At 63.7% G+C, this 15,713-nt stretch carries 13 protein-coding genes and 1 pseudogene; 13 read left to right on the top strand and 1 reads right to left on the bottom strand.

What is annotated here, in order from left to right:
- Positions 1 to 19 precede the first annotated feature (19 nt).
- From ACR80S_RS13990 to ACR80S_RS13970, 5 genes and pseudogenes are all read left to right on the top strand, one after another.
- Positions 20 to 436 carry a putative zinc-binding protein gene (locus tag ACR80S_RS13990; RefSeq protein ID WP_435401475.1) on the top strand — a complete coding sequence of 139 codons (417 nt, stop codon included), beginning with the start codon at positions 20 to 22 and terminating at the stop codon, positions 434 to 436.
- Between the two features lie 80 nt (positions 437 to 516).
- Positions 517 to 717: pseudogene (locus tag ACR80S_RS13985) on the top strand (GTP 3',8-cyclase MoaA); the annotation flags it as partial.
- Positions 718 to 1,067: 350 nt separating this feature from the next.
- Positions 1,068 to 2,276 carry a M24 family metallopeptidase gene (locus tag ACR80S_RS13980; protein WP_435403571.1) on the top strand — a complete coding sequence of 403 codons (1,209 nt, stop codon included), beginning with the start codon at positions 1,068 to 1,070 and terminating at the stop codon, positions 2,274 to 2,276.
- 158 nt (positions 2,277 to 2,434) lie between these two features.
- Positions 2,435 to 3,208, top strand: a complete 774-nt coding sequence (locus tag ACR80S_RS13975; protein ID WP_435401473.1) for a creatininase — start codon at positions 2,435 to 2,437, stop codon at positions 3,206 to 3,208.
- A gap of 80 nt (positions 3,209 to 3,288) precedes the next feature.
- Positions 3,289 to 5,010, top strand: coding sequence for a BCCT family transporter (locus ACR80S_RS13970; protein WP_435403570.1), 1,722 nt, complete (start codon positions 3,289 to 3,291; stop codon positions 5,008 to 5,010).
- Positions 5,011 to 5,171: 161 nt separating this feature from the next.
- Here the strand turns inward: ACR80S_RS13970 and ACR80S_RS13965 are convergent, their stop codons facing one another.
- On the bottom strand, positions 5,172 to 6,035 hold the full coding sequence (locus ACR80S_RS13965) for a LysR family transcriptional regulator (RefSeq protein ID WP_435401471.1): 864 nt from the start codon (positions 6,033 to 6,035) through the stop codon (positions 5,172 to 5,174).
- A gap of 268 nt (positions 6,036 to 6,303) precedes the next feature.
- On the opposite strand from ACR80S_RS13965, the gene ACR80S_RS13960 reads away from it, so the two are divergent.
- The 8 genes from ACR80S_RS13960 to ACR80S_RS13925 form a co-directional block, all read left to right on the top strand.
- The gene (locus tag ACR80S_RS13960) at positions 6,304 to 7,755 is read left to right on the top strand and encodes a sodium:solute symporter family protein (protein WP_435403569.1); all 1,452 of its coding nucleotides are present in this window, start codon (positions 6,304 to 6,306) and stop codon (positions 7,753 to 7,755) included.
- Between the two features lie 209 nt (positions 7,756 to 7,964).
- A complete protein-coding gene (gene glyA, locus ACR80S_RS13955; RefSeq protein WP_435403568.1) occupies positions 7,965 to 9,275 on the top strand; it encodes a serine hydroxymethyltransferase in 1,311 nt (436 codons plus the stop codon).
- Positions 9,276 to 9,313: 38 nt separating this feature from the next.
- A complete protein-coding gene (locus ACR80S_RS13950; protein ID WP_435403567.1) occupies positions 9,314 to 10,564 on the top strand; it encodes a sarcosine oxidase subunit beta family protein in 1,251 nt (416 codons plus the stop codon).
- Positions 10,565 to 10,576: 12 nt separating this feature from the next.
- Positions 10,577 to 10,951: a sarcosine oxidase subunit delta gene (locus ACR80S_RS13945; RefSeq protein WP_435403566.1), complete on the top strand. Its 375-nt coding sequence runs from the start codon at positions 10,577 to 10,579 to the stop codon at positions 10,949 to 10,951.
- The gene (locus tag ACR80S_RS13940) at positions 10,948 to 14,010 is read left to right on the top strand and encodes a sarcosine oxidase subunit alpha family protein (RefSeq protein WP_435403565.1); all 3,063 of its coding nucleotides are present in this window, start codon (positions 10,948 to 10,950) and stop codon (positions 14,008 to 14,010) included. The genes ACR80S_RS13945 and ACR80S_RS13940 overlap by 4 nt, the downstream gene beginning before the upstream one ends.
- Complete coding sequence (locus tag ACR80S_RS13935) at positions 14,003 to 14,653, top strand: sarcosine oxidase subunit gamma (protein ID WP_435403564.1); 651 nt, start codon at positions 14,003 to 14,005, stop codon at positions 14,651 to 14,653. Before ACR80S_RS13940 ends, ACR80S_RS13935 begins: the two co-directional genes overlap by 8 nt.
- A gap of 47 nt (positions 14,654 to 14,700) precedes the next feature.
- On the top strand, positions 14,701 to 15,567 hold the full coding sequence (purU, locus tag ACR80S_RS13930) for a formyltetrahydrofolate deformylase (protein ID WP_435402161.1): 867 nt from the start codon (positions 14,701 to 14,703) through the stop codon (positions 15,565 to 15,567).
- 18 nt (positions 15,568 to 15,585) lie between these two features.
- Positions 15,586 to 15,713, top strand: a 128-nt coding sequence (locus ACR80S_RS13925; protein WP_435403667.1) for a serine dehydratase beta chain, incomplete at its 3' end; no start/stop codon positions are given.

Raw genomic sequence — 15,713 nt, 5'->3', positions numbered from 1 at the left:
ACCGGAAGAGGGAGGCAAGATGCCCCGAGCCACCAGCAAGCCCCGCACCCTGGTCTACTCCTGTTCGGGCTGCTCCGACGTGGCCCAGCTGGCCAACGACGTGGCGCTGCGCCTGGACCACGGCGGCGTGGCCGAGATGTCCTGCATCGCCGGCGTCGGCGGCGGGGTGCCGGGGCTTATGCGCATCGCCCGCTCCGGCCGGCCCATCGTGGCCATCGACGGCTGCCAGATGCACTGCGCCAGCCACTGCCTGGCCAATGCCGGCGTCACCCCCGACGAGCACGTGAAGCTCTACGAGCGCGGCCTGCGCAAGCGGCGTGGCCGGCTCTACGACGAACAAACCGTCGCCGAGGTGGCCAGCGAGGTGGGCGAGCTGATCGCCCGCCTGCCCATGGACGCCGAGGCCGGCGTGGCCCCCGTCGGAGCTCGCCCATGAGGGCGCTCGTCGACGGCTTAGGCCGCACCGTCCGCTACCTGCGCCTCTGGGTCACCGACCGCTGCGACTTCCGCTGCGTCTACTGCATGGCCCACAGCGACTCGCGCATCGGTTTCATCTCGCCCCACACCCACAACTTCTGCGACGCCTGCAATCGGGTGCGGGTCACCGCCTAGGGCCGCCTGCTGCTGTGCCTGGGCAACGAGCACTCGGTGGACCTTCGCGCCGTGCTGCGCCGCCACCCCGGCGACACTGAACGCCTCAAGGCTACCATCACCTCTCAGATCCCCCCTCGTATGCTCCCCATCATGCCGTGGCAGGCGCAGCCCATTCTGCGCCTCGTCGTGATGGCGTGCCCGGTATTCAGGTCGTCGAGGTCGTACGCTGCCCCTTCACCATGCCGTGCACCGCGTAGTGCCAGGTTAATACTCTGTTTTTATAGAGCATTGTCTCCATCAATGGGCGCATTTGCACTAGTCATTGGTCGCGACGCGTCCGCCTGGCCATAGTCGATTTCACCAGCAGTAACGTGCATGACATGGCAAGCAAGGGGCGAAAGCGACCGGCATGAAGGGGCCGGATGCGCCCTGGCTGGTAAGTCGATTACCCAAAAAAATGAGGAGATAACAAGATGCAACTGCCGTCACTGATCGAGATTCCCAATGGCGACAAGGTGGTGCCGACCTTCTCGGATGCCGAGATGCAGGGGCGGCTCGCCCGCCTGCGCCAGACCATGGCCGCCCATGACATCGATGCGGTGGTGTTGACCTCCTACCACAACATCAATTACTTCAGTGATTTCGTCTACTGCAAGTTCGGTCGTGACTACGGCCTGGTGGTGACCCAGGACCGTTTCACCACGGTGACGGCCAACATCGACGGCGGCCAGCCCTATCGCCGCAACCGGCTGGGTGAAAACATCGTCTATACCGACTGGCAGAAGGACAACTTCTTCAAGGCCGTCAGGCAACTCTGCGAAGGCAAGCAGCGTGTGGGCGTCGAGTTCGACCACCTGACCCTGCAGAACCAGCAGAAGCTGCTGGCCGCCCTGGGCGACGTGGAACTGGTGGATATCGGTGCGCCCACCATGAAGCTGCGCATGATCAAGTCCGCAGAGGAGATCGCGCTGATTCGCCAGGGTGCGCGCATCGCCGACGTGGGCGGCGTGGCCGTTCGTGATGCCATCACCGCCGGGGTGCCGGAGTATGAAGTGTCGCTGGCCGGCCAGGCGGCCATGGTGCGCGAGATCGCCAAGACCTACCCCAACAGCGAGCTGATGGATACCTGGGTCTGGTTCCAGTCTGGCATCAACACCGACGGTGCCCACAACCCGGTGACCAGCCGCCGCGTGCAGCCCGGCGACATCCTCAGCCTCAATACCTTCCCGATGATCTCGGGCTACTACACCGCCCTTGAGCGTACCCTGTTCCTGGGGCACGCCTCCGACGAGCACCTGCGGCTGTGGGAAGTGAACTGCGAGGTCCACCGGCGGGGCCAGGAGCTGATCAAGCCCGGCGTGCGCTGCTGCGACATCGCCCACGAGCTCAACGAGATCTTCGCCAAGCATGACCTGCTCCAGTACCGCACCTTCGGCTACGGCCACTCCTTCGGCACCCTGAGCCACTACTACGGCCGCGAGGCAGGCCTCGAGCTGCGGGAGGACATCGACACGGTGCTCGAGCCCAACATGGTGGTCTCCATGGAGCCGATGATCATGGTGCCGGAAGGGCGCCCGGGGGCCGGTGGTTACCGCGAGCATGACATCCTGGTGGTCAACGAGCAGGGGGCCGAGAACATCACCGGCTTCCCGTATGGGCCGGAGCACAATATCATCAAGTAAGATCAACCATAAGGGGAGCCAAAGCTCCCCTTTTTGAGTGCAAGTCGGTTCACGCCATACGCTGATTATTCTGGTAATTATATTATCTATTCTTGTTCTATGGGTGGCCTGAAGGTATCGCGGATGGAGAGGGTGAACTGGCGTTGGGGGAGTTGTAAATGAGCAATGTCAAGATCGAGAATATGGATTGGGTATCCTACAAGGAACTCACCGAGAACGGGAAATGCAAGATCATCCTTCCGATTGGAGCGATCGAGCAGCACGGCCCCCACATGTCGCTGAACCCGGACGTGCTGATCCCTGGCCATATCGCCGAGCAGGTGGCACAGAAGGCAGACAAGATGCTGGTGGCACCGGCGATCAGCTATGGCTACAAGTCACAGGTCAAATCGGGAGGAGGCAACTTCTTCCCGGGGACAACCTGTGTTTCCAGCAGCTCCCTGGAGAATTATGTCTTCGATGTTCTGCAGGCCTATGTGAATCATGGTAATCGAGAGTTCATCCTGATCAATGGACACTTCGAAAATTCGATGTGCCTGTGCGAGGCGGCCGATAAGCTGGTCAATAAGTGCAAGGCAGAGAATATCAGCATCAAAATTTATCTGCTGTCGTATTGGGATTTCATCAGCGAAGAGACCATTTCCCAGGTCTTTCCCGATGGTTTTACCGGCTGGGCCGTTGAGCATGGCGGGGTACTGGAAACCTCGATCATGCTGAAGATTCATCCGGAGCTGGTCGACATGTCCAAGGCCGTCCATGTGGAGCCGGCGACCTTCCCTCCTTACGATATCTTTCCTCCCGATCCCTCCTGGGTGGCACCCTCCGGCACCCTGTCGTCACCGCTGAAATCCACGGCGGAGAAAGGGGCGCTGATCCTGGATGAGTGCATCTCGGGCATCGTGAAGCACTTGGGCCAGGGCGCTAGCCGCTGACGAAGGCGATCTCGGCCTGTGGATGTCGGCAACAAGAGAACGGTTGGTGCGAAACTACAATAACAGTGAGGTGAAATGACATGGCAAATCGCAACGTGGAGCCCGACAAGATAACGAGGCAGAAGGAGCCCGTTACTATTCCTCGGTTCACGGGGAGTGACCTGCCGCCCCTTGGCAGGCTGGTCATTCAGTTTACCCCCCCGATCGCCATCATCGCGCTTATTGTGATGGTGCTGAGCAAGCCTGACGGCGTGGCCGCCGTGATCTTTGACATGCGAACCTATGTCACCGGTGGCTTTACCTGGCTGTTTATTCTCTATTCGCTTTTTGCCGTGGCGGTATGTGCCTGGCTGGTATTCAGCAAGATTGGCAAGCAAGTCAGGTTGGGCGGGCCCGGTGCGAAACCGGAGTACAGCAACTTTGCCTGGTACTCGATGCTGTTCGCCTGCGGGCAAGGTATCGGTCTGATCTTCTGGTCCGTGGCCCAGCCGATCATGCTGCGCGATGCAAGCCCGGTCATTCAATCGCTCGAAGGTAACGTGGCGGGGGGCGGGCTGGTCTGGGCCTACTTCCACTGGGGGTTCACCGCCTGGGCCATGTACTGTGTGGTGGCAGTGTGCCTGGCCTACTCGCATCACAACCTGGGCAAGTCTCTGACGTTTCGCGAGGCGACGGTGGATATCCTGCCCCGCTGGGCTCAGGGCGGCGCCGGTGTAGTTGTCGAACTGCTGGCGATCATGGCGACCATCCTCGGCCTGTCCACCTCCTTCGCCTTTGCGGCGATGCAGTTCACCGCGGGCCTCACCTCCTTCACCGGGCTTGCTTCCAGTCCTACCATCTGGCTGTTCGTCATCGTGGGACTGGGGACTGCCGCGGCCATCTCGGCCTTTTTCGGCATCAGCCGGGGCATGCGCCTGATCAGTGAAACGAATTCGATTCTGAGTGTCGTGCTGGTGGTTGCCGCCTTCATCTTCGGGCCGACGCTGTTTATCATCTCCAACATCACCCAGACCTTCGGCTCCTATTTCACCAACTTCATTCCCATGAGCTTCTGGACCGATGCGCCAAGCACCGCCGAGCCATTGGCATCGTGGCAGCAAAGCTGGAATGGCTGGTGGACCGTCTTCATCTGGTGCTGGGTCATTGCCTTCTCGCCCTTCGTTGCCGGATTCATTGCACGTATCTCACGGGGACGCACACTGCGTGAGTTCGTGATCGGCGTCACCGTCATTCCTTCGCTGATCGTCATGGTATGGATTGGCGTGCTGGGGTCTGCCGCCATCTACTACGATGACCGTTCGGGACGCGGAATATCGGCTGCGGTGAACGACAACGTCGCCAGTGGTCTGTTCGCCATGCTGGAGTCTATACCGATCGTCGGCAGCCTGCTCCTGGTGGTGGCGACGGTACTGGTGGCGACGTACTACGTGACCTCGCTGGATGCCGGCACCTACGCGCTCGCGGACTTCGTCTCTGCACCGAAACGAGCGGGAGCGTGGTTCCGGGTCGTTCTGGTGATCAGTATTGGAGCGGTGGCAACCATACTCCTGACCCTGGGGGGCAGCGGCGTCGTCGATACCGTCCAGACCGGCACCATCATCGGCGCCTTCCCCTTCTCTATCGTGATTCTCTTGATGATCATCAATACGATAAGGAGGCTGCTCAACAGGGATCGGTCGACCAAGCAGCTGGAGAGGGCTGTGAACAACCCGGATCCTGATGTGGAACTGAGGGTCAGCGGTGAAGGTGATGTCCAGGCTGTGCCCAGCGGCGGCATGGAGCCAGGGGTCGGGTTGCGATAGCCCTGGGTTGCGCTGGACCTTGGTAGGCCGTGGCGTCGGCCGAGAGGGACGGACGCCGCTTGAAGACTGGCCCGGCAGTCGCCTGATGCGCGGCTGCCGGGCCACTTGCATGAAAGGGGGCCAAGATCGTATCGAGAGTCGGTGTTCTCCCTCAGAAGCGACTAGATGTTGGCCAGCCCAGAACGCAGGAAGTCGAGCACGTGCCGTGAGGCGGTGTTGAGCTCACGCTCCTTGTAGTACAGGCCGATGCAGACACGCTCCAGCTCCGGCAGGTCCCGCGCGCTGCTCGCATGCTTCAGGTTATCGGGAATCACCGACCTGGCCATCGCCGTGATCCCCAGGCCCTCCTCGACGGCAGAAAAGATTCCCAGCAGGCTGGTGCTCGTGTACATGAAGCGGAAGGGGTGTTGCTGTCCTTGCAGGGCCTCTTCCATGATGGAGCGATAGACACACCCCTGGGGATAGGCGATCAGCGGAATGGGGTCATCATGCCCGTTGATGAGCCGACTGTCCTTGTAGACCCATTCCAGGATTTCCAGACGATAGTCGCGAGCATCCCGGTCCTCATTCTGCTTGGCACGCTCCATCGCCAGGGCGATATCATAGTGCCCCTTATGATAACGCTGCAGTATCACCTTGCTGATCTCGCAGTCGACCTCAATGATGATGTTGGGGTAGACACGCGACAGGTTTCTCAGCGCCTTGGGCAGGAATGCCAGCTCGAAATCGTTGGGAATGCCCAGCCTGACCTTACCCGAGACATGATCTCCCCTGACCTTGGCAATGATCTGGTCATTGATCTCCAGAATCTGGCGAGCGGCCTCATAGAGATATTCCCCATCTTCGGTGAGTTCCAGGCTGGAACCGCGCAGGAATATCTTGGTGTTAAGAAGCTCTTCCAGCTTCTTTATCTGAAGGCTGATGGCCGGCTGTGAGCGGCCGAGCAGCTCGCCGGCACTCGTGAAACCGCCCAGGTCTTTTATGGTAACGAAGGTTCTCAAAAGGTCAGTCGGGATATTGGTCATCGTTATGCCATTTTGAACTTTTATGAGGCCATTTGACTTACAAATTGGCGGGTTAACAGGCCGTAAAATACCTTGATGATGCCGGACGCGGCAACCCACGAGCCCCACATCGAGGGCCGAACCAAGAACAAGAGGGTGTGCAGATGAATTCCTGGGTATTGAGCACCTTTCTGGTGCTCACTTGCTATATGCTGGTCCATTCGGGTGCAGTCTACCTCCGAAGAGAGCTGAAGCGAAAATCCGCCGATAGCTCATTGAGGAGGTGACCATGGATGCCTACAAGCTGTTCAACTGGGGTCTGTTGATCCTCACCTTCGGCCTGCTGATCTATCTCGGCTTTCTCTCCTCAAGATACATGAACAAGAGCGATGAGGGGGGCTTCCTGGTGGCCGGACGGTCGCTGGGCGCCTTCGTGGCGGCGGGCACCATCGTTGCCACCGGCTTCAGCGGCTGGGGTTTCATGGGATCTCCCGGCGTGACCTACCAGTTCGGTGCCATCGAGGTGCTGGGCAACTTCTTCTTCGCGCCGGCGATGATGATCGCCGTCCTCTACTTCGCGCGTTTCCTGCAGCGTCGAGCCATCGAGATGGGCAGCAACACCATTCCCGAGTATATCGCACAGAGCCATGGCAGCGGTGTTATGGGTCGGGTGCTTCAGGGTGTGGCCGGTTTCATCACCATCCTGCTGCTGATGGTCTTTCTCACCAGTCAGATCAAGGCCGTGGGTCTGCTCGGCGCCAGCTGGCTGGGGATCGAGCTCAACCAGAGCGCCTTCCTGATGGTCTCGGTCATCATCGTCTATACCATGCTCGGCGGCCTGGCCGCCGTCGCCTGGACCGACACGGTCATGGTCTGCGGCATGGCCCTGGCGGCGGTGATCATCCTGGTGCAGATCCTCACCTCGGTGGACCTGGGCACCTGGGAGGCCTCGCTGAACGCCATCGACCCGGAGCTGCTCAACCCGACCACTGGGGCGCACTACGGCGACTCCATCGGCACCGTCTTCCTGGTGCTGCCCTACGCCTTCCTGTTTGCCGCCGTGCTGCCCTATATGGCCATTCGCTTCCTGGCCATGAAGCCCGACGTCAAACTGCACAAGGTGGGGGTCTACGTAGCCATCCTCGGGGCCCTGCTGAGCCTGATCCCCATCGTGGGACTCTACGTGCGCATGCAGGTGCCCGATCTGGCCGACCCCGACATGGCGATGCCGGTCTACCTGGAGCAGTTCATGCACCCGGCCCTCCAGGGGGTGATCACGCTGTTCATCATCTTCGCGATGAAGTCCACCGCCAACTCGCTGCTGCATACAGTGGCCTCGGCAACCTCCCACGACCTGCGCCTGTCGCTCTTCGGTCCGGTCTCCAGCGGGCGCCGGGCGCTGATGATCAACCGCCTGGCCGTCGTGGTGCTGGGGGTGGTAGCGCTGATGATGATGCTCTACGCCCCGCCGTTCATGCTCTCCTGGCTGGGGATCCTCGGCTCCGGCACCCTGCTGGCCAGCATGATCGGCCCGGTATTCATCTCCACCTTCTGGCAGGGTAGCGCCTGGGGGGCCCTCATCGCGATGCTGGTGGGCTTCTTTACCAGCGGCTATATGATGCTGTTCGCCGATGTGGGCTGGCTGATCGGACCGCTGACCGGCTGTGTCGTCTCCTCGGTCTGCTATGTCGGCATCTCCCTGTTGACAAGGCGACGGGGATATCGTCCTCAAGGTGCATAAAGCGCCTGCCCGTTTGACCTCCGAAATGGCCACGCCTGCGCACCGCTGCGGGCGTGGCCTTTTTGCTACTGCTCCCACTTGAGCTGCCAAAACAAGAAATTCTCCTCCTTATCATGGTATTTGCTCTTCTAATTGGTTCTTGGACGCATTCGAAAATAGATTGCTGGCATGGGGCGTTTACCGTGATCCAACAATTAAAGGAGTCCTCCATGAACCATTCTTCCCTTTCCACTTTCGATACCCAGGTCGCCGCCGCCATCGCCGACGAGGTGGCCCGCCAGGAGGCCCACGTTGAGCTGATCGCCTCCGAGAACTATGCCAGCCGCGCCGTGATGGAGGCCCAAGGCACCCAGCTGACCAACAAGTACGCCGAGGGCTACCCGGGCAAGCGCTACTACGGCGGCTGCGAGCACGTCGACGTGGTCGAGCAGCTGGCCATCGACCGCGCCTGTGACCTGTTCGGCGCCGATTACGCCAACGTCCAGCCTCACTCCGGTGCCCAGGCCAACGCGGCGGCCTTCATGGCGCTGGTCAAGCCGGGCGACACCATCCTCGGCATGAGCCTGGCCCATGGCGGCCACCTGACCCACGGCGCCGCGCCGAACTTCTCCGGCAAGCACTACCATGCCGTGCAGTACGGGCTGAACCCGGAAACCGGCGAGATCGACTACGAGGAGGTCGAGCGTCTGGCTCGCAGCCATAAGCCCAAGCTGATCATCGCCGGCTTCTCTGCCTACGCCAGGGTGGTGGACTGGCGCCGCTTCCGCACCATTGCCGATGAGGTGGGCGCCTGGTTCATGGTCGACATGGCCCACGTGGCTGGCCTCATCGCCGCCGGTCACTACCCGAGCCCGATCCCCCATGCCCACGTGGTCACCACCACCACCCACAAGACCCTGCGCGGTCCCCGTGGCGGCCTGATCCTCTCCGCCCACGGTGATGCGGACCTCTACAAGAAGCTCAACGGCGCGGTCTTCCCGGGCCAGCAGGGCGGCCCGCTGATGCACGTCATCGCCGCCAAGGCGGTGGCCTTCAAGGAGGCCATGAGCCAGGAATTCGTGCAGTACCAGCAGCGGGTGATCGACAACGCCCGGTCCATGGCCGGGGTGTTCATCGAGCGCGGCTATGACGTGGTCTCCGGCGGCACCGATGACCACCTCTTCCTGGTCTCGCTGATCAAGCAGGGCGTCACCGGCAAGGACGCCGACGCGGCCCTTGGGCGTGCGCATATCACCGTCAACAAGAACGCCGTGCCCAATGACCCGCAGAGCCCCTTCGTGACCTCCGGGCTGCGCATCGGCACCCCGGCCGTGACCACCCGCGGCTTCGATGATCGCGAGTGTGCCGAGCTGGCCGGCTGGATCTGCGACATCCTCGATGTGCTCGCCGAGCAGCGCAACAGCGAGGCCGTGGAGGCCGAGGTGCGCGAGAAGGTCGCCGCGCTCTGCGAGCGCCATCCGGTCTACGCCGAGGCTTCCACCCCCGCTCGGACGCAGGAGTCGGCCGAGTCAGCGGTCTGATTGCCTTAACGAGTCAGGAGCGGTTTCAGGAGAGAATTATGCAACACTATTCAGGGTTCGGGCTGGCGAAGCACGCGCTCAGCCACCATGAGAACTGGGAGCGCCAGTGGCGCAACCCCACCCCCAAGAAGCAGTACGACGTGATCATCGTCGGCGGCGGCGGTCACGGCCTGGCCACCGCCTACTACCTGGCCAAGGAGCACGGCATCAAGAACGTGGCCGTGGTCGAGAAGGGCTGGCTGGGCGGCGGCAACACCGCTCGCAACACCACCATCGTGCGCTCGAACTATCTGTGGGACGAGTCGGCGGCGCTTTACGAGCACGCCATGAAGCTGTGGGAGGGGCTCTCCCAGGACCTCAACTACAACGTGATGTTCTCCCAGCGGGGCGTGCTCAACCTGGGCCACACCCTGCAGGACATGCGCGACATCCAGCGCCGGGTCAACGCCAACCGCCTGAACGGCATCGACGGCGAAGTGCTGGACGCCAAAGGCGTGCAGGAGCTGGTGCCGATCATGGACTGCTCGAAGAACGCCCGCTACCCGGTGCTGGGCGCCTCCTGGCAGCCGCGGGCGGGCGTGGCGCGCCACGACGCCGTGGCCTGGGGCTTCGCCCGGGCCGCCGATGCCCTGGGCGTCGACCTGCTGCAGAACACCGAGGTCACCGGTTTCAAGATCCGTGACGGCCGCGTCCATGGCGTTCATACCAACCGCGGCGATATCGAGGCGAAGACCGTGGGCTGCGTGGCGGCAGGCAACTCCGGCGTGCTGGCCGGGATGGCCGGCTTCCGGCTGCCGCTGGAGTCGCATCCGCTGCAGGCGCTGGTCTCCGAGCCCCTCAAGCCGATTCTCGATACCGTGGTGATGTCCAACCATGTGCACGGCTACATCAGCCAGACCGACAAGGGCGACCTGGTGATCGGCGCCGGCATCGACGGCTACAACGGCTATGGCCAGCGCGGCAGCTACCCCACCGTGGAGCACACCCTCCAGGCCATCGTCGAGATGTTCCCGATCTTCTCCCGGGTGCGCATGAACCGCCAGTGGGGCGGCATCGTGGATACCTGCCCGGACGCCTGTCCGATCCTCTCCGCCACGCCGGTGAAGGGGCTCTTCTTCAACTGCGGCTGGGGCACCGGCGGCTTCAAGGCCACCCCGGGCTCGGGTCACGTCTTCGCCTGGACCCTGGCCAAGAACCAGACCCATCCGCTTGCGGCCCCGTTCTCCATCGACCGTTTCCACACCGGTGCTCTCGTCGACGAGCATGGTGCGGCCGGCGTTGCTCACTAAGGAGGCATATCCATGTTTCTCATCTACTGCCCCTACTGCGAGGAGCACCGCGAGGAAGAGGAGTTCCACCCCAAGGGCCAGGCGCATATCGCCCGCCCGGCGGACCCCGAGGCCTGTTCTGACGAGCAGTGGGGCGACTACCTCTTCTTCCGTGACAACCCCCGAGGGATCCACCACGAGCTGTGGGTGCATGCCGTCGGCTGTCGCAAGTTCTTCAACATCACGCGCAACACCGTGAGCTACGAGATTCTCGAGACCTACCGGATCGGCGAGCAGCCCCGTTTCACCGCCGAGCATCCCGAGGGCAAGCCCGCCGGTAAAGTCGCCGCGGGGAAAGTGGCCGCCGAGTCGGAAGCGGTCTCGCGTCAGGAAGGAGTCAAGGCATGAGCCAGTCGTTGCAACAGCCGAATCGTCTTCGTGAGGGCGGGCGCATCGAGCGTGCCCGCACCCTGAGCTTCACCTTCAACGGCAAGCGCTACCAGGGCCATGCCGGCGACACCCTGGCCTCGGCGCTGCTGGCCAACGGGGTGGACATCGTCAACCGCAGCTTCAAGTACTCCCGCCCCCGCGGCATCGTGGCCGCCGGTGCCGAGGAGCCCAATGCGCTGGTCCAGCTGGGCAGCACCGAGGCGGCCCAGGTGCCCAACGTGCGCGCCACCCAGCAGGCCCTGTTCGACGGCCTGGTGGCACGCAGCACCAACGGCTGGCCCAACGTCCAGCGCGATGCCATGAGCCTGGTCGGCAAGCTGGGCGGACGCTTCATGCCGCCGGGCTTCTACTACAAGACCTTCATGGCCCCGGCCTCCATGTGGATGACCTACGAGAAGTTCATCCGCAAGGGTGCCGGCCTCGGCCGCAGCCCCATGGAGCGCGATCCGGACAGTTATGACCACTTCAACCAGCACTGCGATCTGCTGGTGATTGGCGCCGGCCCCGCCGGTCTGGCCGCGGCGCTGACCGCGGCGCGCGGCGGCGCCCGGGTGATCCTCTGCGACGAGCAGGAGGAGTTGGGCGGCTCGCTGCTCGACAGCCGTGAGCTGCTCGACCACCAGCCGGCCACCCGGTGGGTTGCCCAGGTGCTGGAGGAACTCGCCAGTCTCGACAACGTCACCCTGTTGCCGCGCACCACCGCCCACGGCTACCACGACCACCACTTCGTGACCCTGCACGAGCGGCGCACCGAGCATCTCGGCGAGACAGCGCCGGTGGTCGACGGCGTCCGCTCCTCCCGGTCGCGGCTGCATCGCGTGCGCGCCGGCCAGGTGCTGCTGGCCACCGGCGCCCACGAGCGGCCGCTGGTCTATGCGGGCAACGACGTGCCAGGCAACCTGGTGGCCGGGGCCGTCTCCACCTATATCCGCCGCTTCGGGGTGGTGCCGGGCAACAAGCTGGTGCTCTCCACCAGCAATGACCACGCCTATCGCGCCGCCCTGGACTGGGATGAGGCCGGCCGCGAGGTGGTGGCCATCGTCGACGCCCGCCAGGCACCGGACGGCGAACTGGTGGAGCAGGCCCGCGCCCGCGGCATCCGTATCATCGAAGGTTCGGCCGTGCTCGAGGCCAAGGGAAGTGCGCGCGTGAGCGGCGCCCGGGTGGCCACCATCGATGCCGCGGCCTTCAAGGTCACCGGCCAGGTCGAGACGCTGGCCTGCGACACCATCGCCACCTCCGGCGGCTACAGCCCGGTGATCCACCTGGCCTCCCACACCGGCGCCCGGCCGACCTGGAACGACGAGCTCCTCGGCTTCGTGCCCAGCCTGGTGAATGGCGTGCACGCCGCCGGCAGCGCCCGAGGCGTCCACGACCTGGCCGAGGGGTTGGCCGATGGCGTTTCTGCGGCGACGAAGGCGCTGGACGCACTCGGGCTGTCGACCGGCAGCGTCGAGCTGCCCCAGGTCGACGCCCGCCGCGAAGGCAAGGCTTGTGCGCTCTACCAGGTGCCCCACGAGAAGCCGACCCTGCGCGCGCCCAAGCAGTTCGTCGACCTGCAGAACGACGTCACCGCGGCAGCCATCGAACTGGCCACCCGCGAGGGCTTCGAGTCCATCGAGCACGTCAAGCGCTATACCGCCATGGGCTTCGGCACCGACCAGGGCAAGCTGGGCAACATCAACGGCATGGCCATCGCCGCGCGCTGCCTGGCCAAGTCGATCCCCGAGGTCGGCACCACGGTATTCCGGCCCAACTACACGCCGGTCACCTTCGGTGCCATCGCCGGCCGCCACTGCCGCGAGCTGTTCGATCCCGAGCGCTACACCGCCCTGCATCAGTGGCACGTGGAGCAGGGCGCCGAGTTCGAGGACGTGGGCCAGTGGAAGCGCCCCTGGTACTTTCCACAAGTACGCGCCGAAGGCGTCAACGGCGAACGCGAGAGTATGGCGGAAGCGGTGGCCCGCGAGTGCCTGGCCGTGCGCGAGAAGGTCGGCATCCTGGACGCCTCCACGCTTGGCAAGATCGACATCCAGGGGCCGGGCGCCCGGGAGTTCCTGAACCGCATCTACACCAACAAGTGGGCCAAGCTCGAGGTCGGCCGCGCCCGCTACGGGCTGATGTGCAGGGACGATGGCATGCTGATGGACGATGGTACCACCAGCTGCCTGGGCGAGAACCACTTCCTGATGACCACCACCACCGGCGGTGCCGCCGGGGTCATGGAGTGGCTGGAGCTTTGGCACCAGACCGAGTGGCCCGAGCTCGACGTCACCTTCACCTCGGTAACCGACCACTGGGCGACCATGACGGTGACCGGGCCCGAGGCGCGCCATCTGCTCGCCGAGATCACCGATATCGATCTCGATCGTGACACCTTCAAGTTCATGGACTGGCGCGAGGGCAAGGTAGCCGAGGTGCCGGCGAGGGTTTTCCGTATCTCCTTCACCGGCGAGCTCGCCTACGAGATCAACGTTCAGGCCAACTACGCCATGCACGTCTGGAAGACCCTGTTCGAGCACGGCGAGAAGTACGGCCTCACACCCTATGGCACCGAGACCATGCACGTGCTACGGGCCGAAAAGGGCTTCATCATCGCCGGCCAGGAGACCGACGGTTCGGTGACCCCGGAGGACCTGGGGATGCAGTGGGCCATCGGTTACGACAAGCCCTATTCCTGGGTGGGCAAGCGGGCCCTGTCGCGCTCCGATACGCGGCGCACAAACCGCAAGCAGTTGGTGGGCCTCAAGCCGAGGGACCCGTCGGTGGTGCTGGAGGAGGGCGCCCAGATCGTCTTCGATCCTGATCACGCCATCCCCATGCCCATGGTGGGCCACGTGACCTCGAGCTACTACAGCCCGACGCTCAAGAGCGGCTTCGCCCTCGCCGTGGTCAAGGGTGGCCAGTCGCGCATGGGCGAGACCGTCTACCTGCCCATGGCCGACGGCAAGACCCACGCCGCGGAAATCGTCGGCCCGATCTTCTACGACCCCAAGGGAGAGCGCCAGCATGTCTGAGCAAACTGCGACCTGGTTCAACCTCTATGATGCGCGCCCCGAGGCCGAGGTGCCGGCCGAGTCGCCGCTGGCCTGGGCCTACCACAAGACCGGCCGGCCGAGCGTCAGCCAGAAGAGCCGCGTGGTGCTGCGCGAGCGCGCCATGCTCGGCCATCTGATCCTGCGCGGCGGCGCCATCGTCCTCGACGAGGCAGTACGTCGGGTACTCGGCTTCGGCCTGCCGGGCCGTCCCAACGGCCTGACCCGAGATGAGAGCGGTGAGCGCTCGATCCAGTGGCTGTCGCCCGACGAGTGGCTGCTGATCGTCCCCGGCGGCGAGGAGTTTGCCCTGGAGGGCAAGCTGCGCGAGGCACTGGGCGACGCCCACTACGCCATCATCAACGTCAGCGGCGGTCAGACCCTGATCGAGCTCGAGGGTGAAATGGCACGGGAGCTCCTGATGAAGTCAACGCCCTATGACGTCCACCCGGACGCCTTCCCGGTGGGCAAGGGCGTGACCACGGTGTTCGCCAAGGCCAACTTGATCCTACGTCGGCCCACGGAAGAACGCTGGGAGCTGGTACTGCGCCGCAGCTTCGCCGACTACTGCTATCGTTGGATCCTGGACGCCGGTACAGAGTACGCCATCGGCGTCAAGGACTGACAGAGTCGGGGCCGGGAGACGCCGGCCCCGTCCGGGAGAGACACGACATGCACGACAACAACAATCGCTGGATCCTCGCGGCCCAGTGCCCGAGCCGGCTCGGTACCGTGGACGTGGTGACGCGCTTCCTCAAGGAGAGTCGCTGCTACATCACCGAGCAGCACTCCTTCGATGACCGGCAGAGCGGCGGCTTCTTCATCCGCACCGAGTTTCGTCCCGAAGCGGAAGGCTTCGACGCCGCGGCCTTCGAGGCCGCCTTCGCCGAGCGGGCCGCCGAATTCGACATGACCTTCGAGCTGACCGCCCCGGGCACTCGGATGCCGGTGGTGATCCTGGTCTCCAAGGCCGATCACTGCCTCAACGATCTGCTTTATCGCTACCGCATCGGCCAGCTGCCCATCGAGATCCGTGCCATCGTCTCCAACCACCCGGACCTGGCGAACCTGGCCGAGTGGCACGACATTACCTATCACCACTTTCCGATCACGGCCGAGACAAAGCCCGAGCAGGAGGCCCAGATATGGGAGGTGGTCGAGGCGACCGGCGCCGAACTGGTGATCCTCGCCCGCTACATGCAGGTACTCTCGAGCGAGATGTGCGAGCGGCTCAGCGGCCGTGCCATCAATATCCACCACTCGCTGCTGCCGGGCTTCAAGGGTGCCAAGCCCTACCACCAGGCCTACGACAAGGGCGTGAAGCTGGTCGGGGCCACCGCCCACTACATCAACGACGACCTCGACGAGGGCCCGATCATCACCCAGGGCGTGGAGCCGGTCAGCCATACCGACTACCCGGAGGACCTGGTGGCCAAGGGGCGCGACATCGAGTGCCTCACCCTGGCCCGGGCGGTGGCCTTGCACGTGGAGCGCCGCGTCTTTCTGCATGCCAAGCGCACCGTGGTCTTCGATCGCTAACAACTAGGTGATACAGCAATGCCAATCAGCGTCTTCGACCTGTTCAAGATCGGCGTCGGGCCGTCTAGCTCGCACACCGTGGGTCCCATGCGGGCCGCCTTCGACTTCACCGCTGAGCTCAAGGAGCGCGAGCTGCTCGACCGCGT

Origin of the sequence: Halomonas salsilacus (assembly GCF_051216275.1) — a bacterium.
Lineage (GTDB): Bacteria > Pseudomonadota > Gammaproteobacteria > Pseudomonadales > Halomonadaceae > Halomonas.
This window is presented reverse-complemented; position numbering and strand designations above follow the sequence as displayed.